Annotated in this window: 25 protein-coding genes; 19 read left to right on the top strand and 6 right to left on the bottom strand. The window is 52.7% G+C overall.

Going from position 1 to position 25,318, the window contains the following annotated elements; genetic code table 11:
* Nucleotides 1–10: 10 nt before the first annotated feature.
* Complete coding sequence (locus AC6I7T_RS08170; protein ID WP_497792863.1) at nt 11–781, bottom strand: SDR family oxidoreductase; 771 nt, start codon at nt 779–781, stop codon at nt 11–13.
* Between the two features lie 128 nt (nt 782–909).
* Here AC6I7T_RS08170 and AC6I7T_RS08165 point away from each other — a divergent pair, with 128 nt between their 5' ends.
* Complete coding sequence (locus AC6I7T_RS08165; RefSeq protein WP_497792862.1) at nt 910–1,464, top strand: TetR/AcrR family transcriptional regulator; 555 nt, start codon at nt 910–912, stop codon at nt 1,462–1,464.
* 124 nt (nt 1,465–1,588) lie between these two features.
* Here AC6I7T_RS08165 and AC6I7T_RS08160 read toward each other — a convergent pair whose 3' ends face one another.
* On the bottom strand, nt 1,589–1,858 hold the full coding sequence (locus AC6I7T_RS08160) for an HU family DNA-binding protein (RefSeq protein ID WP_497792861.1): 270 nt from the start codon (nt 1,856–1,858) through the stop codon (nt 1,589–1,591).
* A 201-nt stretch (nt 1,859–2,059) separates the two neighbouring features.
* Between AC6I7T_RS08160 and dcd the strand changes: the two genes are divergently transcribed.
* The 6 genes from dcd to AC6I7T_RS08130 all read left to right on the top strand — a co-directional run bounded on the left by dcd (nt 2,060) and on the right by AC6I7T_RS08130 (nt 7,312).
* Entirely contained in the window at nt 2,060–2,614 is a 555-nt protein-coding gene (gene dcd, locus AC6I7T_RS08155; RefSeq protein ID WP_497792860.1) for a dCTP deaminase, read from the top strand.
* A gap of 8 nt (nt 2,615–2,622) precedes the next feature.
* Nucleotides 2,623–3,360: a LuxR C-terminal-related transcriptional regulator gene (locus AC6I7T_RS08150; RefSeq protein WP_497792858.1), complete on the top strand. Its 738-nt coding sequence runs from the start codon at nt 2,623–2,625 to the stop codon at nt 3,358–3,360.
* A gap of 307 nt (nt 3,361–3,667) precedes the next feature.
* Entirely contained in the window at nt 3,668–4,354 is a 687-nt protein-coding gene (locus AC6I7T_RS08145; protein ID WP_497792857.1) for a lipid-binding SYLF domain-containing protein, read from the top strand.
* A 221-nt stretch (nt 4,355–4,575) separates the two neighbouring features.
* Entirely contained in the window at nt 4,576–5,475 is a 900-nt protein-coding gene (locus AC6I7T_RS08140) for a lysophospholipid acyltransferase family protein (protein ID WP_497792856.1), read from the top strand.
* Between the two features lie 119 nt (nt 5,476–5,594).
* A complete protein-coding gene (gene lpxD / locus AC6I7T_RS08135; RefSeq protein WP_497792855.1) occupies nt 5,595–6,587 on the top strand; it encodes a UDP-3-O-(3-hydroxymyristoyl)glucosamine N-acyltransferase in 993 nt (330 codons plus the stop codon).
* Between the two features lie 110 nt (nt 6,588–6,697).
* Nucleotides 6,698–7,312: a hypothetical protein gene (locus AC6I7T_RS08130; protein ID WP_497792854.1), complete on the top strand. Its 615-nt coding sequence runs from the start codon at nt 6,698–6,700 to the stop codon at nt 7,310–7,312.
* Between the two features lie 24 nt (nt 7,313–7,336).
* Here the strand turns inward: AC6I7T_RS08130 and AC6I7T_RS08125 are convergent, their stop codons facing one another.
* Together AC6I7T_RS08125 and AC6I7T_RS08120 are read right to left on the bottom strand one after the other, a co-directional pair.
* Nucleotides 7,337–7,558, bottom strand: a complete 222-nt coding sequence (locus AC6I7T_RS08125) for an exodeoxyribonuclease VII small subunit (protein ID WP_497792853.1) — start codon at nt 7,556–7,558, stop codon at nt 7,337–7,339.
* A 12-nt stretch (nt 7,559–7,570) separates the two neighbouring features.
* The gene (locus AC6I7T_RS08120; protein WP_497792852.1) at nt 7,571–7,741 is read right to left on the bottom strand and encodes a hypothetical protein; all 171 of its coding nucleotides are present in this window, start codon (nt 7,739–7,741) and stop codon (nt 7,571–7,573) included.
* Between the two features lie 111 nt (nt 7,742–7,852).
* Between AC6I7T_RS08120 and AC6I7T_RS08115 the strand changes: the two genes are divergently transcribed.
* From AC6I7T_RS08115 to AC6I7T_RS08070, 10 genes are all read left to right on the top strand, one after another.
* Nucleotides 7,853–9,307 (top strand): hypothetical protein, encoded by a 1,455-nt coding sequence (locus AC6I7T_RS08115; protein ID WP_497792851.1) that lies wholly within the window; start codon nt 7,853–7,855, stop codon nt 9,305–9,307.
* Nucleotides 9,308–9,324: 17 nt separating this feature from the next.
* Nucleotides 9,325–10,047, top strand: coding sequence for a bacillithiol biosynthesis deacetylase BshB1 (gene bshB1 / locus AC6I7T_RS08110; protein WP_497792850.1), 723 nt, complete (start codon nt 9,325–9,327; stop codon nt 10,045–10,047).
* Between the two features lie 176 nt (nt 10,048–10,223).
* Entirely contained in the window at nt 10,224–10,937 is a 714-nt protein-coding gene (locus tag AC6I7T_RS08105; RefSeq protein WP_497792849.1) for a winged helix-turn-helix domain-containing protein, read from the top strand.
* 23 nt (nt 10,938–10,960) lie between these two features.
* Nucleotides 10,961–12,397 (top strand): HAMP domain-containing sensor histidine kinase, encoded by a 1,437-nt coding sequence (locus AC6I7T_RS08100; RefSeq protein WP_497792848.1) that lies wholly within the window; start codon nt 10,961–10,963, stop codon nt 12,395–12,397.
* Between the two features lie 200 nt (nt 12,398–12,597).
* Nucleotides 12,598–13,605: a phosphate ABC transporter substrate-binding protein PstS gene (gene pstS, locus AC6I7T_RS08095; protein ID WP_497792847.1), complete on the top strand. Its 1,008-nt coding sequence runs from the start codon at nt 12,598–12,600 to the stop codon at nt 13,603–13,605.
* Nucleotides 13,606–13,739: 134 nt separating this feature from the next.
* On the top strand, nt 13,740–14,792 hold the full coding sequence (gene pstC, locus AC6I7T_RS08090; RefSeq protein ID WP_497792846.1) for a phosphate ABC transporter permease subunit PstC: 1,053 nt from the start codon (nt 13,740–13,742) through the stop codon (nt 14,790–14,792).
* Between the two features lie 29 nt (nt 14,793–14,821).
* Nucleotides 14,822–15,700, top strand: coding sequence for a phosphate ABC transporter permease PstA (gene pstA / locus AC6I7T_RS08085; RefSeq protein ID WP_497792845.1), 879 nt, complete (start codon nt 14,822–14,824; stop codon nt 15,698–15,700).
* Complete coding sequence (gene pstB, locus AC6I7T_RS08080) at nt 15,701–16,459, top strand: phosphate ABC transporter ATP-binding protein PstB (protein ID WP_497792844.1); 759 nt, start codon at nt 15,701–15,703, stop codon at nt 16,457–16,459. It begins immediately after the preceding gene.
* Nucleotides 16,456–17,151, top strand: a complete 696-nt coding sequence (gene phoU / locus AC6I7T_RS08075) for a phosphate signaling complex protein PhoU (RefSeq protein WP_497792843.1) — start codon at nt 16,456–16,458, stop codon at nt 17,149–17,151. The genes pstB and phoU overlap by 4 nt, the downstream gene beginning before the upstream one ends.
* Nucleotides 17,152–17,309: 158 nt before the next feature.
* The gene (locus tag AC6I7T_RS08070) at nt 17,310–17,441 is read left to right on the top strand and encodes a hypothetical protein (protein ID WP_497792842.1); all 132 of its coding nucleotides are present in this window, start codon (nt 17,310–17,312) and stop codon (nt 17,439–17,441) included.
* 126 nt (nt 17,442–17,567) lie between these two features.
* On the opposite strand, the gene AC6I7T_RS08065 is transcribed toward AC6I7T_RS08070, so the two are convergent.
* Nucleotides 17,568–21,113, bottom strand: a complete 3,546-nt coding sequence (locus AC6I7T_RS08065; protein ID WP_497792841.1) for a UvrD-helicase domain-containing protein — start codon at nt 21,111–21,113, stop codon at nt 17,568–17,570.
* Complete coding sequence (locus AC6I7T_RS08060; protein ID WP_497792840.1) at nt 21,094–23,817, bottom strand: PD-(D/E)XK nuclease family protein; 2,724 nt, start codon at nt 23,815–23,817, stop codon at nt 21,094–21,096. The genes AC6I7T_RS08065 and AC6I7T_RS08060 overlap by 20 nt, the downstream gene beginning before the upstream one ends.
* Here AC6I7T_RS08060 and AC6I7T_RS08055 point away from each other — a divergent pair.
* Nucleotides 23,816–24,793: an SCO family protein gene (locus tag AC6I7T_RS08055; protein ID WP_497792839.1), complete on the top strand. Its 978-nt coding sequence runs from the start codon at nt 23,816–23,818 to the stop codon at nt 24,791–24,793. The genes AC6I7T_RS08060 and AC6I7T_RS08055 overlap by 2 nt on opposite strands.
* A complete protein-coding gene (locus tag AC6I7T_RS08050; RefSeq protein WP_497792838.1) occupies nt 24,790–25,275 on the top strand; it encodes a gluconokinase in 486 nt (161 codons plus the stop codon). The genes AC6I7T_RS08055 and AC6I7T_RS08050 overlap by 4 nt, the downstream gene beginning before the upstream one ends.
* Nucleotides 25,276–25,318: the final 43 nt, after the last annotated feature.

Raw genomic sequence — 25,318 nt, 5'->3', positions numbered from 1 at the left:
TTGCCTCCGGTCACTCTCCTCGAAACGCAGGTCCTGCAAATGGTGTTCCGGTAGCGCCTCCATCGGCGAATAGTTCAACTGCATTTACGTACGAAGCATCCTCTGAGGCGAGGAACAGCACTGTTTTCGCTATCTCCTCCGGTTCACCCAGTCGGCCCAGCGGGATCGTGCTGGCAATCCTGGCTGTAAGCGCATCGATATTTTCAGATCTGGTCTTCCCCCAGATTGGCGTATTCGTTGCTCCCGGCGCGACTACATTCACACGGATTTTGCGCGGCGCCAGGTCCGCTGCAAGTGTTCTGGCCAGGGCTCGAACACCGGCCTTGGTGGCAGCGTAGGCAGAGTAGCCCGGGTGCCCCAGCGTGCCAATAACGGAGCCGTTCAAGATAACAGAGCCCCCATCGTTTAGCAGCGGTACGGCATTGTTCACGGTGAAGAATACTCCGATCAGATTGGTGCGGATGATATTTTCAAAGGTTTCTTCCGTTGTCTTGCCGACAACTGTCTGTCCGGCAATTCCCGCATTTGCAAATACGATATCCAGCCTTCCGAAATCCTTTGCAAGTTGCTCAAAGAGAGTCTTGCGATCGCTGCTTTCTGTCACGTCTGCGCGATAGGCCTTAGCCTTTGGTCCGAGGATTTGGAGCGCCTCATCGAGAGTTTTCTGATTGCGCCCGGTGATTGCAACCTCTGCACCTTCTTCCACGAAGAGCTTAGCTGTGGCGAATCCAATGCCACTGTTTCCGCCAGTAATCAGTGCTTTCTTGCCTGCCAGTTTCATATCAGGTTCTTTTGACCTCCTGAGAGATTTAGGTGTCTCCGGAAGCATGATGGGTGTCATGTTTCGTTTGACAAGCATTATGATTATCATGCTTGAGATTGGGATTCAAAATTCCAGGAGGACGGAACATGAGATATCCAGCTGAAGAAACGGCAGAGAAACACAAGAGCATTGTGAGTGAAGCTGCAAAGCTCTTCCGGGAGAAAGGATTTTCCGGGGTCAGTGTAGCGGAATTGATGAAGAGTGCGGGATTGACGCACGGCCCCTTCTACAATCACTTTTCCTCAAAGGAAGCACTGATGGCGGAGGCCCTGGAGTTTGCGATGGCGCAATCACTCTCGGGGCTGGAGCAGCATTGCGGAAAGCCGGACGGATGGAAGAAGTATGTAGCTGCTTACCTTTCGAAGGAGCACAGGAGAAATCCCGGTACTGGGTGTCCTCTAGCTGCAATGGCCGTGGAAGTAGGGCGTGATCGGCCCTTGCAGGCGTCTTTTACTCGGTCCTTCAAACAGCTGCTCGAAAAGATGATGGTCTGCTTTCGCTGGAAAGAGAAGCATCCGTCAAGACGTGAGTGTATCCATGCGATTTCTGCGATGGTGGGCGCAATGGTACTTGCAAGGGCTGTCGAAGATCCCGCGTTGTCGGAGGAAATTCTTCGCGAGGTGCGAGAGGCGTTGCTTTGACATGACAGGCGATTGGGCAAAAGTACAAAGGCGAATCATTGTAAGAAGCTCAATGATTCGCCCTTCGAAGCCCTATTCAAGCGGAGGCTACAGTCCTGCGGGTGGAGGAGGCCCGCTAGATCAATTAGTCGATGGCATGCAGTTCTTTGCCTGGTTTAAAGCGCACAGCCTTGCCCGGGGTGATATTGACCTCCGCGCCGGTTCGCGGGTTACGTCCAATACCAGTCTTGCGAGGCCGAATATTGAAAACGCCGAAGCCGCGCAGCTCAATGCGGTCTCCTGACGCTAAAGCTTTCTTCAGGCTCTCAAAGACTGTGTCTACGGCCGACTCCGCTTTGTTCCGCGGCAGGCCAGTCTTTTCGATCACGTGATGTATGATGTCTTGTTTGATCACTGTATTTGCCTCAATCTAAAACGTTTAGACCGTTGCCAAGCGCAAAGCCTGGGGAGATGCTAGTGGGGTTTCGGGTTATTGTCAATGTATGCACTGTTTTATGAGATGCAGCTTTGACCACAAACCAAAATTTGAGTTCCAATCATAAAACGAATAATCTGCCGGAACGGCAATATTTTTTGAGTACAGACCAGGAGCAAGATGTCCATCAAGAGCGATCGCTGGATTCGCGAACAGGCCCTCAACCACGGAATGATCAGCCCGTTTAGCGAAAAACAGGTACGGGAAGGAGTCATTTCCTATGGCCTATCTTCCTACGGTTATGATCTCCGCGTATCCAACGAATTCAAAATTTTCACCAACGTTAATAGCGCCATCATCGATCCCAAAGCGTTCGACGAGCGTTCCTTTGTGACGGTCGAGGCGGACTCGGTCATCATTCCGCCCAATTCGTTCGCTCTGGCGCGTTCTATCGAGTATTTCAAGATTCCTCGCGATGTACTGACTATTTGTGTGGGCAAGTCGACCTATGCGCGTTGTGGAATCATCGTAAACGTGACACCTTTTGAACCGGAGTGGGAAGGTTTTGTCACCCTGGAGATTTCCAATACGACCCCGCTGCCTGCCAGAGTCTATGCGAACGAAGGTCTCTGTCAGATCCTGTTTTTCCGCTCGGACGAGCCGTGCGAAGTCAGCTATGCGGATCGAAAGGGCAAGTACCAAAAGCAGCAGGGGATTGTTCTTCCAAAACTCTGAGGTATTACATGGGCCCCATTCAGAAGAGTAGAACTCTTCGAATTGGTGTGCTTCCGACAGACCCCCTTAGAGTTGTAGGATTCGCTGCGATTCTTGAGGGGGCATCAGAGCTCAAGCCATTTTTCGCGGAGCTCGACGTTTTCCTGGCGGATACATCAATCGATTTACTGCTGTTTGACATTCATGGTGTAGCAGAAGTTTCGGCTATCCTGTCGCGCTTGCGTAACAGCAGACCGGATATTCGTACCATCCTGATTGGACCCCCGGCAGACGATAGCCGTGTGACGGCTTTCATTGCCGGAGGAGCCAAAGCCTACCTCGAAGAATCCCTTTCCTCCAAACAGGTTCTTGAAGCTGTCCAAGTCGTTTCTCAAGGCTCAATCTGGGCGCCCAGGCGGCTGCTTGCGCGCTTGATCGACCGTTTGCTGGACCGTGCCTCGGCGCCGATCAAAAATGCCTCTGCAAAGCTCACAGAGCGTGAACGGCAGGTACTGCTCCAGATTATGGCTGCTCGATCCAATCGAGAGATAGCCGCTTCGCTCGGGATCGAAGAGCGGACCGTCAAGTCCTATGTAGCTGGTCTGATGAAAAAGACGGGTGCGGAAAACCGCATTGCACTCTCCATGCATTCTCTTGCTCAGGTGCTGGTTGCACAAAAAACCGAAGATGCCGTGCGAGAAATGGCCCGAAAAGTGGAAATGGCTCGAAAAGCGAAGTCGCGGAGACAGGTTACCAAAGGACATTGACCTTAAGTGATGTTGTCGGTTACCGCGGGATGCCTGAAAGTAATCACAAGAAACAACGCAGATCTGGGGAAGGGGCTGTCGCTGAAACGGGTCAATCGTTAAGGAGACGCCCCACTTTTTTATCAGGTTCATCTTTTCGCACTCTCCCCGCTTAAACCCTCCGAACATACGCCGCATCTACTCTTGACGGGAATAGTGGTCAACCTGCAAAACTTGAGCAGGAAGCTTCGCTATCCAGTTGGTGGAATTGTGTTTTTGAGACAATGACCATATGTCCGGCACATGACGCCAGGAGAAGATGGAAAAAATGAAGAAACTTCTCGCACTACTCTGTGCGGCAGCTATGCCGCTTGCCGCAAATGCAGCGGCTGATAAAGCAACCCTAGATCAACGCCTGAGCAATGCCAAGACGGTTCTTGATCAGGTCATGATGACACCCGACAAGTCAATACCGAACAGCATCCTCCAGCAAGCTACTTGCGTTGCCGTTATTCCGAGTATGAAGAAAGGCGCATTCGTTTTTGGCGCTCAATACGGACAAGGTGTAGTGACTTGCCGTACCGGGCACGGATGGAGTGCTCCTGTGTTCATCCGTCTGGCTGGTGGTTCTTTCGGCTTCCAGATCGGTGGGCAGGCGACAGACCTCATCATCGTAGCTGTGAATGATAAGGGTTTTCAGGACCTTCTCAAGAGCAACTTCAAGATCGGTGGGGATGCGGCTGCCTCTGCCGGACCGGTAGGCCGCAATTCACAAGCCGCTACGGATTGGAAGCTGAATGCCGAATTGCTGACGTATTCCCGCAGCAAGGGGCTCTTTGCAGGTATCGATCTCGATGGTACTTCAGTCAGCCATGTCGACGAGGATACGAAGACCCTCTACGGTCAGCCCTATCCCTACGACACCATTCTTAAGGGCAATGTCGGTGTTCCGGCTGAGGCCAAGCCCTTTGTGCGCACGGTGGCGAAGTATTTCGTCGAGGCTCAAAGCAAGTAAACTGTCCATAAATCGTACAGAAGGCGGGATTCTCTCCAGGGAATTCCGCCTTCTGTTTTGCAGATATTCGAACCATGAACCCGTGTGTGCGGATGTTGAGGCATGATGGGCGGTATTTTTTGAAGGGGTTTTTTGCAGAGGGAAGTGCATCAAGCAATACCTCACACCTGCGACCGCATTTAAACTAGCTTTTGTCATTCCATCTTTAAATTCGGCGTTGAATGCGGAAAGTCTTTGAATTTGTATTTGTTTGGCTTCTTGTCAAACTCTTTGCCCTGTCGCCTCGAGCCCTCGGGCGTCGGTTGGGTGCGGCAATTGGTGCCTTTGCTTTTCGCGCTATTCCCAGGCTTCGCTGCGTTGGGATGAGAAATCTGGAACTTGCCTTTCCAGCCTCTACACCAGCCGAAAGACTTCATATCCTCCGCACTCTTTACCGTAATCTGGGATGGCAGCTGGCTGAGTTTTGTAAGATGTCCGGCTACACAAGAGCGGGCACTGAAGACAAGATGCGGTATGAAGGCCTTGATCGATACCTGGCCGCAAAGGAAAAAGGAAAGGGAGTTCTGATCCTGACCGGGCATCTTGGTGCGTGGGAGCTTTCCAGCTTCTATCACTCTTTGATGGGGCATCCGATGAGCATGGTGATTCGTCGTTTGGACAACCCAAGGGTGGATTGCCTGGTAAATGGCATTCGCTGCCAGCATGGCAATCAGGTGCTGCACAAGGACGACTTTGCCCGGGCCTTGCTTTCTGCAATGAGAAGAGGCGAGAGCGTTGGCATTTTGATGGACACCAATATGACTCCGCCTCAGGGGGTCTTTGTGGATTTCTTCGGAGTCCAGGCGTGTACGGCTGCGGGATTGGCACGAGTTGCACTCAAAACGGGAGCGGCCGTTTTGCCGGGATTTATGTTCTGGGAGGAGTCTGAGCGTAAGTACGTTCTCCATTTCGGAGAAGAAATCCCCGTAGTCTCCACGGATGACGATCATGACGACATCCTCCGGCTGACGCAACGGCTTACGACCGAAATCGAGACATGGATTCGCCGGTATCCCGATCAGTGGCTCTGGGTGCATCGGAGATGGAAGACCCGTCCCCAGGGCGAACCCTCTATTTACTGAATCCATCGGGATCCTCCCGGCTTGAGCCTAGCTGTGGCGATGCGTCCAGGCAAAGATTGGCTCATTTCGTCCGCATCGGCTGGACCGCATTAAAACCCAGAACCTAAAATGCTTAAGCTATGACCACTCTTCAGGAACTCGCTCAGCAATTCGGTGCCGAGCTTCGTAATGCTTCATCGCCTCTATCCATCCGTGAGGTTTCCTGTAGCACGAAGGCCAATTCCGACTCTTTGGTTTTTGCCGAAGATGCAAATGCTCTGCACGCAGCGCTCTCCTCTTCGGCGGGAGCTATTGCGCTTACTCCGGCACTTGCCGAGCAGGTTGAAGACAAGCGGCCTTTAGCCGTGACGGCTCAGCCGCGTCTATTCTTTGCTCGTGCAGCGCGTTTGCTTGCTCAAACAGCAGTTGCTTCGGGAGTTCACCCCACGGCGGTAATTGCTCCGGATGCGAAGTTAGGGGAGGGCGCTTCTATCGAGCCCTACGCTGTTATCGAATCGGGTGCGGTTATTGGGGAGCGTGCGCGCATCGGTGCCGGAGCGGTGATTGGTTCCGGTGCGATTCTAGGCGATGACTGCCGGATCTATCCGCGAGTGGTTCTCTACCCAGGGACGATTCTGGGGAATCGGGTCATCGTTCATGCCGGGGCCGTTCTTGGTGGAGATGGCTTTGGTTATGTGCGTGACAAAGTCACCGGCGAATACCTGCAATTCCCACAACAGGGAGTCCTGGTCATAGAGGACGATGTTGAGATTGGCGCAAACACAACTATCGATAGGGGTGCTCTGGAGGAGACTCGCATCGAGCGCGGAGTCAAATTGGACAATCTTGTCCATCTGGGACACAATGTGCGGGTTGGAAAGAACGTTGTGATTGCTGCACAAACTGGCATCTCTGGTTCTACGACGATTGGCGACGATGCGATTGTTGGAGGGCAGGTAGGTATCGGAGACCATGCCAGTGTCGGCGAACGGGTCATCCTGGGATCTCAGTGTGGAATTCTCCCGCATAAGAAGTTGCGGGGACCAGGGGTAATCTTTTGGGGTACTCCAGCGCGTCCCCTGAAGGATTACTTGCGAGATCTGGCTACACTCACTCGTCTGGCATCTAAATGAGCTAAAAGCGATTCTGGCGGCTCCACTTCCTTACAGAGATGTTTGAAGGGGAAGTCCTGGCGGCCGAGGAGAATTGTGCATGCAACGCCACAAAAGAGGAGCAGCTTACGATGGGGGTCATTGTTGTCGGTGGGCATTCTCGAAGTGTAGGCAAAACGTCGGTTGTAGCTTCCCTGATTTCTCAGCTTCCGGAGTTTTCCTGGACTGCGATTAAGGTTACGCAGTTCGGGCACGATATCTGCAGCTCAAGTGGTGAGGCCTGTTCCTGCCAGACTGGCGTGCACAGCGTTTTATTTACTGAGGAGCACGATGCTTCCAGTGGAAGCGATACTTCCCGCTATCTGGCTGCGGGTGCTGTCCGGTCTCTATGGGTGCGTAGCCGGCAGGGGGAATTAGCTCGGGCAATGGCGCGTCTACGCAAGGAAATTGCCTCCACCCCGTACGTTATTGTCGAATCCAACAGCATAATGGGTTTCCTTCGGCCCGATCTGTATCTGCTGGTGCTTGATCCGTCCAAAGAGGATTTCAAGGATTCCGCCCGCTTCTTCCTCGACAGGGCAGATGCGGTACTGATGCGCACTTCAGACCCGGAACTCCACCCCCTGTGGCGTGGAATCTCTCCGGAGCGCCTTGCGGCGAAACCACGTTTCACCGTGGATCCCCCCACCTACATCTCGGGGGATGTAGTCGATTTTGTCAGGCGGCGGATTACAGTAGCCGCCTGAGGCATTTCCCTGGCTGGAAAGAAACTACTTCTGTGGAGGAAAGGGTTCTGCCTTCATGGAACCGTCGCGCTGCTTAAGGAGAATCTGGATCTTCCCCTCGGCATCATCGAGTTCCTGCTTGCATGCGGTTGAGAGGCGGACTCCCTCTTCAAAGAGCTTGATGGAATCCTCCAGCGGAAGATCTCCTTTTTCCAATTGCTCGACGATTTTTTCCAATTGCTTCAAGGAATCTTCAAATGTAGCCAAAATCAATCCCCTCTAAACTAGTATTTCAGGTTTTATTCCATCCTGAGCTGGAATGACCCTCAGGTGTGCGTAGGCATTGTCAATACTGAATTGGAAGATGCTCGATGGAGCGATTAAGAGCGGTTTTGTGGGACCGCTGGGAAGGAACTTGCGGTCATAAAAGATCGCTTTCAGACAAGACATCAGTCTAATCCTAATATCGTCCTGAGATGGGCATAGAGGGATACCGGATTCGATGCCCACTTTGTTGTTATACTTGGGTTTTCCCGTGTGGTCGTGCAGAGGTTACCGGTTTTGAAGAAACGAAGTCTGTTGATTTGTGTGCTCGTGACGGCGATGGCAGCCGTTTTGTCCGGATGCGGAAAGAACTTTTATTATGCTGGCCGCAGTCTTCCTCCAAGCGGTTTGACGAATCGTGTTCTGATCGGGGTCCAGAATCCTTCGGCTTTGACGACGGGTACCCTGGAGTTTGTGGACGCCTATTATGATGTCCGCCATAACTACAACAGCTCGGTTGGGAGCTTCAGCATCTCCGGTTATAGCGGCAAGCCCTATAGCATCCAAAATATGCCGGAAGAGCAGTTGGGAGCCGTTTACAACAGTGGTGACGGCAGCTTCTCTCTGATCGACTATGCTTCGGAGAAATCGGCTGCGACGATTACGGCATCGGGTTCCTCCGCTACGTTGGCTGGCCTCTCTTCCAGCATTTTTATTACGCGGAATCAGTCGTATCTTTTCGCTGCCAATGAGGCGGCACACTATCTCACGGTCTTGGATCGTACCGGGGGCAGATCGTATTTCCTGAATTTACCCGGGGTTTACCGGGTATCGGTGAATGCGGGTGGTACTGTGGCTCTGGCGTTCAAGCGGAATAGCAACGAGGCGTATTACGTACGCCGCTTGCAGACCGGAGAGGCGGCCCCAATTACTATCGATCCCAGCAACCCGTCTGCTACGGATGGGGATTGCGAGCCGCAGAACAACCCAATCTTTTGTGTCTTACCTGTAAAAGACAAGAACAATAACGTAATTAATTTTGACTATCCGTCAAAGGCGCTGTTTTCGGCTGATGGGTCTACCGCCTATGTATTGAATTGCGGGCCGGAATGCGGTTCTATTTCAGGGAAGACTGCCAGCGTGCAGCCTCTGCCGACGGGTTCGTTCATCATACAAAGTGGTCAGCAGACCGCTAATACCATCACTTCCAATCCCACTGCTACGCCTTCAACCACGTCATACTCCGTTCCTGGCGGAGCCAGCAATGGATTGCTTAGCAGCAATACTCTCTACCTGACGGGACAGGTGAAGCAATCCGATAATTACTGGGCGGGGTATTTGTCTGTGCTCAATACCTCCACTGGTACGGTCTCAGGCCAATATCCAATTAGCGATGGTACTCATGGCAAAATGATTTTGGCTGACGACAACACCCTGTGGATCGGTGCTACCGGCTGTAATACCGGTGAAAGGGCCAAGACCGGGACTGTGTATGGTTGCTTGACGATGTTCAATACCTCAACGAATGCCGTCACCGTTGGTACCTACAGAGGCGACTTGACCGGCATTGCTGCCGTTACAGGCTTGCACAAGGTCTACGTCGCTGAAGGTGGTCAGATCCATATCTACAAGACGACCACTTCCAATGGGGCGTTTGTGGAGATGGACAATTCCCAGGTAGCTGTCACCGGCACGGCTTGGGACGTGGCCTACATGGACGGAACCTCCGACACGAACAACACTACCTATTAATCAGAGTCCATTCCTCTATGAGCGAAGGATTTAAAGCCGACATCGTCGCGATTGCAGCACATCGTGACGATGTCGAGCAAACTTGTGGCGGCACACTTCTGCGGATGGCTTCTCTAGGCCTCCGCACTGCTATTTTGGACCTGACCCAGGGCGAAGCCGGTACTCGGGGCTCTGCCGCCGAACGTGCCGCTGAGGCAACCGCTGCAGCAAAATTGCTTCAGGTAGGCTGGCGAGAAGCACTGGATCTTCCCGACGGGCGAGTTGAAAATACTTATGAGAATCGCCTGAAAATCGTTCGTGTTTTACGATGGTTGCGACCGCGTGTGGTTATTCTGCCCATTCCACAAGGACGTCATCCCGATCACTACACCACAGGAACCTTAGGGTATGAGGCTTGCTTCCTCTCTGGACTCGTCAAAGTGGAGCCGGATTTGCCTCCTCATAGACCCTTCAAAATTGTCTATGCCAGTCTCTATGCAGATGTGCGCCCGAGCTTCATCGTCGATATCACTCCATTTATCGATCAGCGTCACGCAGCTTTGATGGCCTATCGGTCGCAGTATTCCAATCAGAGTGCAGGCAGCGGTTTGTTTGTTCCTGAGGAAGAAATACGAGAACGGACTTATGCCGAGGCTCGCCACTACGGGATGCTGGCTGGTGTTCGCTATGGAGAACCCTTTGTGCAGAAAGAAGTCGGTCTGGTAGAAGATCTGACTCTCCTGCCGGTCCAGAGCCTGTGACGTATTCAATCCCGCTCTACCTTGACTGAAGGTCCTTGCAGTTGCCGGATGTGTCTTACATTTCGGGGAATTTGTAAGATTCATCATTCTTTTGCAATTTGTTTGCCCAAGGTGGGTTAGCCTAATGGCATCTTCGGTCTGCTTAGGCAGAAACCGTATAGAGTGGGGACGATAGGTTGAGCCAGACAGTATTCGTGCTAGAAGACGATACGGACATTTCCCGTCTTGTGCAACACCATCTAGAAGCGGCGGGCTTCTCGACCAAGCTTTACAGTACGCCGGTGAATTTGCTTCCGGATGCGGAACGCCAGCCACCGGCTTTGTTTTTGCTAGACATCATGGTGCCGGGAGGCGATGGCCTGGATGTGTGCCGTCGTCTACGCAATCATCCGGGATTGGCCTCGATTCCGATTATTTTCCTGACGGCTCGTGCCGGAGAGAATGACCGTGTGCTCGGCCTGGAGCTGGGTGCGGACGATTACATTACCAAGCCCTTTGCGACTCGCGAGCTGGTGGCCCGGGTTCGTGCTGTTCTGCGCCGATTTGAGCGCCCAAGTACACCTTCGATCATCAGTTTTGAAGAGGTCCTGATCGACGCCAGTGCTATGCAGCTGAAGGTCCATGGGGAATTGACGACGACTACGGCGACCGAATTCCGGCTCCTCGACTATTTGGCTCGGCATCCTGGACGCGTCTTTAGTCGCGATCATCTGCTGGACGCTGTTTGGGGTGATGCACGTTTCGTTACTCCCCGGTCGGTTGACGTGTATGTTCGCCGTATCCGCGAGAAGATCGAGAGCGATCCGGAAAATCCGAGATATCTCAAGACTGTTCGCGGCGCCGGATATCGCTTCGAGATTCCCAAGGTCGAGGAGGTCGTCCGGGCGTAAGCTTTGGGCGAGGGAATCCTCCGGTGGCAGGCAGAGTCTTTAATAAATTATTTTTCCTATTCGTTCTTGTTCTGAGCTTAGGTACGGCCATATCCGATGTGGCCCTGCATCTGGTGGTGGAGCATACGATTCAGGCCAATCCTGTGGGTGGTGCATCAGACATCTTCCACGCGCTGGAGCGAGATTTTCTTTTTGCTTCGCTGGGCTCTTTGGGGTTGGCAATTCTTCTCGCGGCTTGGCTGAGCGGAAGGATCTCCCACCGTCTTGGCCGTATCGTTACTTTTGCGAATCGCATTGCAGCCGGCGATCTGTCTGCACGCGTGGAAGAGGCAAATCTCGACGAGCTTTCCGAGGTAGTGCATGCCCTGGATGCGACAGCTGTCCGTTTGGAAAACAGTTTTCGTGAACTGGAGAGTAACCGGCGTGAGCTGGCGACTCTTTTGGACAGCATGCAGGAGGGAGTTGTCGCTGTCACAGGCGAGGGCAATGTCAGCTGGTCGAACGCCGTGATGCAGCGAATTCTGGGAACGCTCGTCCGTGAAGGACGACCGCTTGTTCACACCCTGCGCGATCCTGAGATTCTTTCTTGCGTTGAAGGCGCTTTGCGGGATAAGGAAGTCCGCGTTGGGCGGGCTACTTCAACGGCTCCGGGAAAGGTCTTCGAAGTCGGCGTTACTCCGCTTTCTTCCGGAGGTGCCGTCGTTGTGCTGCACGACGTAACCGAGGTGGAGCTTGCGGAGAAGACGCGTCGCGATTTTGTTGCCAATGTCTCTCATGAGCTGCGTACCCCGCTTACGTCTATCTCCGGCTATGTAGAGACTCTATTGGAAGAGCCGCATATTCAAGAGGAGAGCGCACGCGAGTTTCTCTCTATCATCTTGAAGAACGCGACACGTATGAACCGTCTGACAGAAGATCTACTTGCCCTGGCCAGCGTGGAAAGCGATGACTATCGCGTACGTCCTCAGCCGGTGAAGGCCTCGGCATTGGTCTCCGATGCTTATGAGTCTCTGGGCGGGCTGGTGATGGATACAGGCGTCCTTCTGGAGGTCGGTTCTACTACGGATGCCTTGGTTCTGGCTGACACGGATGCTCTCAACCAGGTCTTTGGAAATCTGATCGAGAATGCTCTGAAGTACGGAAAGTCTGGTGGCCGTATCTTGCTGGGAGCAAATCTCCGGGACAATGCCGTCGAGTTCTTTGTCCGCGATTTTGGGGCAGGGATTGCGAGTGAGCATTTGGATCGCATTTTCGAACGCTTTTACCGCATCGATAAAGCCCGTTCCCGGGAGTCTGGCGGAACCGGACTCGGCCTTGCCATTGTGCGCCATATTGTTATGGCTCATGGCGGAATTATCTGGGCTGAAAGTGAATTGGGTTCCGGGGCTACATTCTTCTTTACCTTGCCACTGGCTCCGTCGGTAAAACCAGCCGTACCTCAGACGACGGCGGCTGTATAGATTCTTCTTCTCTACTTCTTCTATTTTTGAAATTCGATCACGCGACGTCACGCACATGCCTCAAATCATGTGCGTGACGTTAATTTTTCGTTTTTTGTTCAACAAGATGAATGGTTTTCTTCTTGTTTTCACGGAGATGTAAACCATTTGTAACAGTGGAGACAAAGAATGACTTAGGAATTTCCCAGAGGGGGGAATCAGTGAAGAAAAGTCTTGCACTTGCAGCAATTTTGTTTGTTTGCTCAGCATCTGCCAGTTTCGCTCAGAAGTTAAATGCAGCGGGCGCAACCTTCCCATATCCGATTTATTCGAAGTGGTTTACCGAGTACAGTGCGCAACATCCCGGCGTACAGATCAACTACCAGCCAATTGGTTCTGGTGGTGGTATTCGCCAGGTACAAGCCGGTACCGTTGATTTCGGTGCCAGCGATGCCACAATGACCAACGAGCAGTTGGCTCAATCGAAGATCAAGCTTTTGCACATTCCAACTGTCTTGGGTGCAGTTGTGCCCATCTATCACATCGATGGAGTGAATGCCGAGCTGAAGTTTTCTCCTGACGTCTTGGCCGACATCTACCTGGGCAAAATCGGCAACTGGAGCGATGGACGAATCGCTAAGGACAATCCGGGTGTCAAGTTGCCCAATGAAAATATCAATGTCGTTCACCGTGCCGACGGTAGCGGAACCACCTTCATCTTCACCGACTATTTGTCCAAGGTCAGCAAAGACTGGGCTTCCGGCCCCGGAAAGAACGCTTCCGTCAGCTGGCCGAAGGGTATCGGCGCTAAGGGCAACGAAGGTGTAGCAGGAATGGTCCGCCAATTGAATGGATCGATTGGTTACGTAGAGCTGATCTACGCCATGCAGAACAAGATTCCTTTCGGCTATGTCAAGAATGCGTCTGGTAGCTGGGTTAAAGCTTCTATCAGCGGCGTGACTGAAGCTGCGGCTTCGGTAAAGCAGATGCCTGCGGATTACCGTGTTTCTATTACCAATGCTCCTGGAAAGAATGCCTATCCGATCTCCAGCTTCACTTGGCTTCTGATCCCATCGCAGTCCCAGGACGCTTCTAAGGGTAAGGTAATCAAGGAGTTCCTGTACTGGATGCTGGATCATGGACAGAACGAAACTTCGGCTCTCTACTATGCTCCACTGCCTAAAACGGTTGCCGACAAGGTTCGTGCGACCATCGGTACCTTGAAGTAAATCCATCCTCCCCAAACATGGGCACGTGACACATGGGTGTCACGTGCCATTTTGTGGCACCTAAACTGTTTTTCCTCTTTATTTTTCCTGGCGATTAACCTTCTATTTATCGAAGCCTATTACCGTAGATGACGGTGAAAATCAACGTCCAGGAATCAAGAGTGGTCAGTCAACCAGCCCAGACCTCACGACCGCAGGAGACATCCCCCTTGCCAAAGGCGCCAGCTCAACCCTCGGTGGTTCGAGCTTTTCTCCTCAGCCGAGGCAGTTCTGCGATAGCCGATCGTACCTTTACCTGCCTAATGTTGCTTTGTGCATTATCGATCTTCGGCATTGTTGCCCTTATTGCCTCCGAGCTGATTGTGCATTCGCAGATGTCGATTCATAAATTCGGTCTGCCTTTTTTCTTCCGATCAGCCTGGGATCCGGTAAACGGCAACTATGGGGCCCTGCCCTTCGTTTACGGAACACTGGTTTCGTCGTTCCTTGCCCTATTGATGGCGGTACCTTTGGCTATCGGTGTAGCCATTTTCCTTACGGAAATGTGTCCGCAAGTCTTTCGTGGACCACTGGGATTCCTGACCGAGCTTTTGGCCGCGATTCCGAGCGTGGTCTATGGCCTCTGGGCAGTATTTGTTCTGGTTCCGCTGCTTCGGCAATATGTGAATCCAGGTTTGATCAAAGTTCTTGGCTGGACAGGGCTCTTTCAGGAACCCAACTTTGGCTTAGGCCTGTTTACGGCGGGTGTGATTCTGGCGATTATGATTCTGCCAATCATCTCCTCACTCACGCGCGAAGTTATGTCGGCGGTACCACACTCCCAGCGTGAAGCTGTTTTGGCTTTAGGGGCGACCCGGTGGGAGATGATCCGTATGGGTGTTTTGCGGAATGCCCGGATCGGCATCGTTGGTTCCATCATTCTCGGCTTAGGCCGTGCCCTTGGAGAAACGATGGCGGTGACGATGGTGATCGGTAATACGCCGATTATCTCCAAGTCCCTGCTTGGCCCCGGCTACTCCATGGCGGCAGTAATTGCCAGCGAATTCAGCGAAGCCTCTGACGATTTATACCGGAGTGCTTTGATTGAGATTGGTTTAGCCCTCTTTCTGGTCACCATCATCGTGAACGCCATTGCCCGCCTGTTGGTCTGGGCGGTCACCCGTGGCGCACCGGCTCGAGTGTCCTAGGTGTCCTGGAAAAAGAGAGAAAAGATCGTATGACACAAGTAAAGAATAGAGTGCGCGGCGGAAACAGCTTTGTCCGGATGATCAAGGATCAGCTGGCGACCTCGCTGGCCATCTTGAGCACCTTGTTGGTGATTGCTCCGCTCGTAGCTATCTTCGTCTACCTTTTGTACAAAGGTGCCAGCTCTCTGAACCTGAACTTCTTTACGAAACTTCCGGTTCCCGTTGGAGAAGAAGGCGGGGGCATGGCGAATGCTATTGTCGGTTCCGGGATTTTGCTGGGCATCGCCAGTTTGATCGGAGTTCCAATCGGAGTTGCAGCCGGTATATATCTTGCCGAATTCGGCCGAGGTACAAAGCTCGCCAATACCGTTCGGTTTACAGCCGATGTGCTCAATGGTGTTCCCTCAATTGTGACCGGTATTGCGGCATATTCCTTAATCGTGTTGCCGCAGAAGGGCTTCTCCGCTTTTGCGGGCGGTGTAGCTCTGGGCATCATGATGATTCCTACGGTTACCCGTACTACGGAAGAAATGCTGCTGATGGTGCCGCATGCTATCCGTGAAGCAGCTCTTGGATTGGGCGTTCCCAATTGGCGTTCCACTTTGTCGATTACGCTCAAGACCGCCTCGCCCGGCGTAATCACTGGTTGTATGCTGGCTTTTGCCCGCGTTGCTGGTGAAACCGCGCCGCTGCTCTTTACGGCCTTTGGAAACCAGTTCTGGAGCACCAGCCTTTCCGAGCCGATTGCGGCGTTGCCGTTACAGATCTTTGTTTATGCCATCTCTCCGTACGACGAGTGGCATAGACTAGCATGGGCTGGAGCTCTTGTTCTAATTCTTCTGATTGTGATTGCAGTTTCCCTGGTGCGCTATGTCGCATCGAGGGGTGTCTTGAAAGGGGCGAATTAAGTGGGCGTAGGCATTGAGGTAAAAGACCTGAACGCATGGTATGGAACGAACCATACGCTGCAGGAAATCAATCTGACTATCCCCGCGAATCATGCCACTGCATTGATCGGACCATCCGGTTGCGGCAAGTCGACTTTTGTTCGTTGCCTGAATCGTATGCATGAGACAAATCCCATTGCTCGTGTGACTGGTTCTGTGCGTATTGGGGACATGGATATTTATAGCGATGCTTCTCCTGTGGAGATTCGGCGTCGTGTGGGTATGGTCTTTCAGCGGCCCAATCCTTTCCCCACCATGTCGATTTATGACAATGTGGCCTCTGGTTTGAAGTTGAATGGGTTTCGGAATCGCCGTGTATTGGATGAAATCGTCGAACGCTCGTTGAAGCATGCTGCTTTGTGGGAGGAGGTCAAGGACGATCTGAAGAAGAAGTCAGGCGCCAGCCTCTCCGGCGGTCAGCAGCAGAGGCTTTGCATTGCACGTGCGCTCGCTGTAGATCCAGAGGTCTTGCTGATGGATGAACCTGCTTCGGCTCTTGACCCGGTCTCGACATCGAAGATCGAAGATCTTATCTTTCAATTAAAGAGCCAATACACCATTGTTATCGTCACGCATAATATGCAGCAAGCTGCGCGTGTGGCCGAGCATACCGGGTTCTTTCTTATGGGGCGGTTGGTTGAGTTCGATTCTACGCATAAGATCTTTACCAATCCGACCGACAAGCGCACGGAAGATTACATTACAGGCAGGTTCGGATGACGCGGATTCGTTTTCAACGCAGCCTCGACGATCTCAAAGAGAAGTTGCTGGTTATGGCAGGCATGGCCGAGCAGGCTATCCAGCGCTCCATTGAGGCTTATCGTGTTCGCGATCTTTCTATCTGCGATCTTGTGGTTCGTAGTGAAGTTGCGATCAATCGGCTTGAACGCGAGATCGATCAGATGGCCCTGGACCTTTTGGCCATGGAGCAGCCGATGGCGATTGACCTGCGCTTCATCCTTTCGGTGATCAAGATCAATGCCGATCTGGAGCGGGTTGGCGATGCGGCTGTCACAATGACGGAGCGGGTTCGTGACCTGGAAGCCTTTCCTGTAGTCGATCTTCCGGTGGACATCCCGCGTATGGCTTCTTTGGCTTCGGGAATGGTGCGGAAGGCCCTGCAGTCCTTTATTGAGGGCGATGCGGAAATGGCTCGCTCCGTACTTTCGATGGACGATGCCGTGGATAAGCTGAATGACACGGCTTACTACGCTCTCTCGAACTTGATGCGCGACGATCCCGTTCATGCACCGCAGGCTCTCAACGGGCTAATGATTGCTCGTAGCCTGGAGCGCGTCGCCGATCATGCTACAAATATCGCGGAAGACGTGATCTTCTGGGTACGTGGTGCCGATGTCAGGCATCATCTCAGCGTTGCCGATAACAAGCCCAAAGAACCGCAGGCGAGTTAGGCTAGAGCAAAACCAGCGTAGGTGTATCCCGAACCACAACTCCCTACGCAGGTTTTTCGTCAAGAAAACCTGCACATCGCCGACTTTGCATAGGACATAGTAACGCTGGTTTTGCTCTAGCACTTCGTTTCAGGGTATTGAGCGATTCGGGGTAATGCGTGTCTGCAACTATTTATACCGCGCATGGGCGGCGTGTTTTCCTATGGAATGCAGACGGGAAGACTCTGCACAATGATCGTGATGCCGTTGAGGTGATTGCGGAAGCGATGCAATTAACGGCCGGAGTTTAGCGCAATTCCAGCGTCACTATGTTTGATCAAAGATCAGTTGGGTGCCGCTTTCTTTGTCCGAAAGCGGCACTTGGCTTTGTGGCTCATAATATAGCTACGCCGGAGCTGCCGTAGCCTTTGCTCGAATTATGCCTGCCACCAGGAGAGTCGGCGCAACAGTGGGTAGTAGAGCGCCGCGTGAATCTGCACTTCTTCTCCGTACATCAATCGCAGAACTCTGGCGTAGGTTGCCAACTGCTCCTGATATGTCTGTTGCTGTGTATGCAGAAATTCATCCACTGTCTCAGAGACTGGTTCAGTCGTTTTGTAATCGACAATCCACCAGACGTCGCCATCATCACTCCCTAGTTCAGCTCCTGCGCGGAAGACCCTGTCCATCTGCACCGTTTGCACCCGATTATCCAAAACGCCCATCCACTTTACTTCGGAATGGGATTCCTGATGCGGTGAGAGAATCCAGCGAGCCTCCTCTGTTTCCAGCGCAAGGCGTAGGGCCGAGATTGCTTGCTGTGCCGAATATTCAGCGTCTCGGAGGCTGAATCCCGACCGGCGTAGTAACGTAATTGCTTCTGCCTGCCAGGTTTCCAGCTCCGAGCAGATTTCGTTGATCGGATTCATACTGAGGTACAGCGCAGCACGTTCCATGAGGCCATGGACAATGGTTCCGAAAGCTCTATAGCGAATGCCTGCTTCAGGGCGTTCAAAGGAGGTACGCTGCTCTTCGTCAAGTTCACTTGCTACAGAAGCTGATACATTTTTGTCTGTGGGGCGAACTGTGTAGTCAAGAGGGAGACGCCGGGGGCCGTAATTCTCCTGGTCTTTTTCGGGGACTTCCAATACTTCAGGGGTATCTTCCTCTCCCTGGTGCATCCTTTCGTATTGCGTCTGAAATTCAGCTTCGAGTGCCGGCCACGCGGTTGCTAACAGCGTTCCGGCCTTGGGCGAGAGGATGCCCTTTTCTTCTTCGGCGGCAACCGTGCCAAATAGATGTAGTTCTCTTCGTGCACGAGTACAGGCAACATAGAGTAACCGCTTGCGTTCCTCGGCATCGCGGGCCGCAATTTGTCTTTTCACCCATTGCAGAAGAGCATCGTCTTCCGCTCCTTTGGGCTGGATGGGCGCAATTAGAATTTCTGTTGGCTCCTCCGACTTTGCTGTATCCGGTGTGGCACGCTCCAGCCATAGGAGCAGCTCCTGCTTATTGCCTGCTGTTGGACGTTCAAGCGATGGAACGAGCACGACATCGAATCCTAAGCCCTTCGACTTGTGAATCGTCATCAGCTGAATGCCGCAACGCTCGCTTACCTGCGGATCAGGCTGTGCGCACAGATTATTCAAACGCCTTTCCATTTCGGTGCTCATCACAGCCAACTCTCTGTTGGGCAGTTGATCGAGCATGGCAAAGAAGATCTGAGCATTTTCGTAGCCCGGACGATCGACACAGACATTGCCTCCGAGGCTATGCCATATCTGCTCAATAAAGGAACCGAGTGAGAGCGATGAAGCAGAGAAGCGCCTCTCTTGAGCGCGCCTTATGATCGTCCATACACGAGTGAGACGTGCCTGTCCTTCTTCGCTGAGATTCGACAGTCTTTTAGCAATCAGCTCTTCGAAGGGCTTGTTCTTGTACGCCTCATCGTCTGCTCCGCAGAGTAAATGCAGATCCTTCAATGTCAGTCCGCACCATGGTGCACGAAACACGGAGAGCCACGCGATTCGATCCATGGGATCGACGAGCGCTCGAACCAGAGACTTCAGGTCGAGAATCTCTTGCCGTTCGCCTAGCTGCTCCATTTCGACAGCTCGGAATGGGATTTGAGCGTCTCGCAGATCCTGTGCCAATTCGAAAAGGTGCTTCCCTGCACGAGCCAAAATCGCTACACGGTATTCCTTCTCTGCGGCTTGGGCCTCATCAATATTGGGGATGTGCTGCCTGACGATTTGTACAATCTCACCGCGTTGTCGTGCGCGAGCATTGTCCCGTTCTTCGAGACTGTCCTTGGTGTAAAAGGCCGCATGGGCCGTGTAGTTTCCGCTGCCAAAGCTCTGATCCATTGGAGTGGCTTCGACAAAGGGAACAGCAGAGTTGTCTCCAAATACCGCCGAGAAGACATGGTTCATTTGTTCCACAAGTTGAGGACCGGAGCGGAAGTTTTGATGGAGTTTTACAGGTGTGGGAATCAGCCTTTCGCTTTGAGTCTCAAATCCAACTCGCTGCACCTGCCGGAAGAGTTCGACTTCAGCCTGACGGAAGGAATAGATGGACTGCATCGGATCGCCAACGATGAAGCAGGTGCGCTGATCGTCTACTTGCGTCCCATGTGCATTCCATGTCGCAATCAATTGCTCGAGTAGCTGATGCTGGCTGCGCGAGGTGTCCTGAAATTCGTCGAACAGAAGATGGCGAATGCGTTCTCCTGCAGCTAGAGCAACATCGCTTGGAACCGCTCCGTCTTCTGTTTGATAGCTGAGTACAGCGCGAGCTGCCATCCCCAGTTCAACGAAGTCCACCTGATTCTGCTCTGCGAAGACGACCCGCAGCTCGGCTGAGGCATAACGAAGCATGCGGAAGAGTTGTTTCAGAAGATACCATTGCTCAGGAGAGAACTTTGCCGGAGGCAGGCGGCGTAATTCGCAAAGTGCTTCCAGAAGGCCGGGGATAGATTGGAGCTCTTGTATCAGCTCCAGAAGTCTCTGGTTGTGTTCATTGCCCGGTTTGCCTTTTGTGGCAGGAAATCCATCTCCTTTGTTTACCCGCTTTCTCCAATTGCCGTCTGCGGTGAGTAGAAAGCAGGGAAGCGCCGCCCAGTCTTGCTGGTTCATCAAGTCAAGCGGAGGAAGGTCTTCGATATCCCGTAATGGCCAAATCCTGGCTGTCTCATCCAGATTGGAGCAGGCGTAACGAGCCAGCCATAGCAGTTCATTCAAATTCCTGTAATTGGCAAGCAGTCCGTGAACCCGACGGAGAGAACGCAGGATTGCCTGCTGCATAGGCTGCTCAAGCTTTTGTAGAATCTCTTCTTCGTCGAAGATTCCTTCCGGTGCAAGGACAAATTCGCGAGACCATTGATCTCGCCGGGCCAGCATCTTGATTAGCAATTCTTCGCAGTCGGAAAGATTATTGTCTCGTGCCTCGAGGAGGGCTGTGACGGCTTCTCTCAACTCGCGGTTATTGCTTCCTATGCCTTCCAGCGTCCGACGTGCAGCCTGCCTGTAGAGACTGGACGCATCTTCCGTGGGATTAAGCATCCCTCCCAGACGGGAGATTAGCGGAGCCTTCTGAGCAATTCGACGACAGAACGAATCTACTGTCTCGATTTGTAGTCGATGAGATTGCTCCAGGAGATTCCATCCGAATTGCTCTGCATGTTCCAACGCGCGGCAGGCAAGAAACGACATGCTGTGCGGTTCTGCCGGGGTCTCGTGATCGGTGCGAGCTTTCTCCAGAGATTCAAGAATGCGTTGACGCATCTCCGCCGTGGCTGCGCGTGTAAATGTAATAGCCAGGATCTGTTCCGGAGCTTCAACTTCGGCAAGCAGTTTGAGGAAGCGCTTGGTGAGTAGATCCGTTTTGCCTGAACCCGCAGGAGCTTGCACGATCACCGAGGAGGTCGTATCCAGTGCTGCATCTCTTGCCTGCTGGTCGACTGGATCAGTTGCCATTCTGGTCATCGGATATCTCACTTCCTTCGGCTGCGGCTTCTCGCATGGCTACATTGGTTTCTGCCTTCCGGCACAGGCTCGGGAGGTCGCAGGTCTGACAGGTCTTTATCGGAAATTTCGGATCGACGGAGCATTCTCCGCGTAAGAAATCCGCCGCCAGTTTCTCCAGCTCCGCACGCCATTGTGCACGCATTTCATCGGTCAGCGGCTTTTTGACGATGTCCTTCTTCGACTCCAGTGCGGGGTGAATGGTGGCGCGTGGATCTTCTGCGCGTCCCCGAACCTCGATTTCTCCTGCACGAATCTGTGCGAAAGCTAAGCCGCAGAGATCTCCGAGCTCGCCAAAGAGAGCATAAAGCGGAAGCTGCGGCTCGTCCGGACGGCTACCATCCCAACTTTTCGGCGTAACCTTTCCTGTTTTGTAATCGAGGAGAAGTTTTCTTCCTCCGGCGACGGTATCCAGACGGTCGATTCGCATTCGTAATCGAAGGTCTCCTACGTTTACCTGGGTCTGTTCTTGTTCTACTTGTACGTCATGGAAGGGAACACGTTGCGATTCGAATTTAAGCCATTCCATGACCAATCTCTCCAGCCGCTGTTGTTCGGCAAAGAGATAAGCTGTGCGCCAGTCTTCCTTATTCTGTGCCGCAGGGTTTTCAGCAATTACATTCCGGATTGTTTCTCGTACGGTTGTTTCCAGATTCCCGCTGGCGATCTCCTGGAGCAGTCCCTCCTGATTTTGAAACTTCTTCCAGAGCACTTCTAGAACAGCATGCAAGAGCGTCCCGCGTTGTAGAGCTGTGAGGCCCATCTCCGTTTGAGATAAAGATTGTGCTCCCAGCCGAACTCCAGCGAAGGCGCGGAAGGGACAGGCCGCCTGTCGCTTCAACACATCCGCTCCTCCCGCGATCTTATCGGTAGGAAATGGAATGAGTCCTTCTTCTTGGATCGGTTCGAGTTCGGCCTTCTCCAATCCCGTAACCCGTTCAGCAGTTAAAGACTGAGCCCCCGCTCGGAATAAACGCTTAATCAGAGGCGATGGCCTTTGTTCGCCATCTTTATTCCGTTGCGCATAGCTGAAAATTACCTCTGGAGCACTGGCCGCAATTCGCTCTGTGACCGTTCTTGCCAGCTCCCAATCGATTTCTGCCGTAGCATGGGGCATGCCGGTAGGGCGCGCGATCCACAAAGGGATCAAAGGGTGAGCGTTGGCTTTTGCCGGCCAATTCTGTTCTTCGGCACCCAGGAACCAGATTCCGTCGAAGGTTTGTCCCGAAGTCTCCAGCGGACCCATGATCTGTACCGGAGCCCCTCGGGATTCTTCCGCAAAGACCGTCTCCGCTGCTTGCCTCTGAAGCATTCCTAGAAATTCGGGAAAGGACATCAGGTTTCCATCGAAGCCGAGAGCGGAGACCTCGTTGAGAAGTTCCTCCCATTTCTTCTGGATCTGAAAATGGGAGCTGTCCCTGGAAACAGTGCCAGGCCATCCCGACTTTTCAAGAAGAGTGTATGCGAGTGCCGACCATTCCAAGGGGGATTGTGTTTTCCCATGCATAGTGGCATTGGCTGCTTCACTCATTGAATCAAGCCGCCGCAGAAGGCTTCGAAGAGCTGGAGCTGCCCTTAGCCCTTTCTCCTTAAGAAACGCATGAAGAGGCCATTCGTTTCGACAGAATCCTCTTCGTCTGAGCGCGTGATAAACCTGTGCTGTCTCTATTGTTTCTTGAGGGTGTTGTGCCAGGAATCCGGCGGAGAGCAGCCAGCGCAACTCTTCATCTTCCAGCGGGCTGATAGCCCATTTCAAAATCAAGAGTGCGGCACGTATCTCTTCTCCTTGTGTGAGTGGAACACCGAGGGAAAATTCAAATGGCAATGAGGATGAACGCTTTTCGGTGATCAGCAGCGTTTCGGGAGCAAGAATCCGCCGGAAGACACGCTCAATCTCTCCTCGCGTTCCATGTCCATCCGGAAGAACTACGGCCAAACGAGCTTGTGGATCTAGCGTTAATCTTTTGCGCAGCCATTGCGCACAGGCTTCCAGTTCCTGCCCAAAATCGGATGCCGAGAAAAAGGAAGAACCTGATTCCGCTAATCCGTAATCGAGTTGCTTCCAGCTTCCTCCGGCTGAAGACCAGGATTCCAGCAGATGTTTTGCCGCTGGGGTAAGCCTGTCGAAGCCGACGAGAAGTAGCTCTCCGGTGACGGATCTTGTCGTGAGCTGTTCTGCCAGGCGCGTAGCGATTGTGCTGCGGCTAAGCCAATCCCGGTTTTCGCATTCTTTGTCGAAATCATCGGCCCAGGACTGGAAAGCGCGGGCATCTCCATCATCTACCCCCCAGGGAATACGGCGCTGGTGCTGTTGCTCGTAGTCACTCAATAATGCATAGGCTTGCTGGGCCAACACCGCTATGGAATCATGTCGCAACAGTTGTGGACCATAGCCGGAGCGCTGAATGATCTGTTTCCAGTGGTATTGCTCCTGCAATTTACTGAGGACCAGCAATTTTGATTCTTCAGGATTTCTATATTCGGTCCAGCTTTGGAAAAGCCAGTTATCCCAATCGAAAATGGACGGGGCTGGCCAAGCTTTCAGGCCCATTTCCTGCTGTAGTTCACTGAATTGTCGTAGCAGTGTTCGTTGCGCACGCACGCTGGCTGTAATGACCATGCCGTTTCGCTTAAGGCACTCTACGATTTCCGAGGCAATTCGCATGTCTGCTTATACTCTTGAGCTGGTTTCAAGATCCGCTGCCGGTGTAGACTGGCGCGTGAGCCACTTCCGGATTGTACTTTCCTGCATCGTAGCCCTATCCCTTGTTGCCCTTCCCGGATGTCGTGGGAAGCAGGCTTCTTCAGGCCCTGGTTCAGTATCTACCACCGAGAATGCGAAGGTTTATCCTCTTCGCGGTGTTGTCGTCTCCGTAGATCCTGCCAAAGGTGAAGCCACCATCAACCATCAGGCGATTCCTGGCTTTATGGAAGCAATGACGATGCCCTACAAACTCAAAAATCCCTCGGTGCTTTCGGAATTGCATCCCGGTGATCACATCACCGCCGATGTCCTGGTCAGCTCTTCGCCAGATGCCGATGTGCTGCTGGATCATATTGTGGTTGTAGCGCAAGCGCGCCCCGATTACAAACCGGCTGTCTCCTATCATGTGCCCCAGTTGGGAGATCAGGTTCCTGACTTCTCTTTGCTGAACCAAAATAGCCAGAAGATTCGTCTTCAACAATTTCGCGGCAAAGCAGTATTGCTTACCTTCATCTACACGCGATGCCCGTTGGCAGATTATTGTCCACGTGTAAGCCGTAATTTTTCCAAAGTGGATAAAGCTCTGGCCTCAGATCCGTCACTTTATGGCAAGACTCATCTCTTGAGCATCAGTTTCGATCCCGATTACGACACCCCTAAGGTCCTTAGAAGTTATGGAGGAGCCTATACCGGGAATTACACCAAGGAAAAATTCGAGCACTGGGATTTTGCTGCTCCGGCGAAGAAGGATCTGATCGAGATTGCAAAGTTCTTCGACGTGGGGATAACGCCGGGAGAAAACAATACTTTCACCCATACTCTTTCGACCACGTTGATCGATCCGAATGGAAAGGTCTATCGTTTCTATCCCGGTAATGACTGGACTCCCGAGCAGGTATTCACAGATGTAAAGCAGATGCTGGCAGGACATGCATGATCCTGGTCGTGATGGGTGTTTCCGGGTCGGGAAAATCTACGATTGGTAATCTGCTCTCAGCTACCACGGGATGGCCCTTTGCCGATGGAGATGACTATCATCCCGAGGCAAATAAACGGAAAATGCATGCTGGGATTCCCCTTACGGATGAGGATCGGGCTCCCTGGCTCTCTCGTTTGCACGAACTTTTGCTTGACTGGGTGCGGGAAGGGAAGAGTGGTATTCTGGCTTGCTCGGCGCTGAAGGAAAGCTATCGCCAAGTGCTTTCCGCCAATGTGCCGGATTTGCATTTCATCCTGTTGGAGGCGTCTGCAGAGGTGATTGAGCAGCGTCTTCGCGCACGAACTGATCACTTTATGAACCCCGATCTGCTGGCAAGTCAGATTGCTACTCTGGAAGTTCCAGCCAATGCAATACACGTTTCGGTAGCTGATGATCCAAAACAGACAGTAGATTCTATCCTCGAACGACTGAAAGCCTGAATCGACAAGAGTTGCGGCGCATCCTAATAGCTACTTCATGTGT

The sequence above is a fragment of the Humiphilus diazotrophicus genome (genome assembly GCF_059726315.1).
This window is presented reverse-complemented; position numbering and strand designations above follow the sequence as displayed.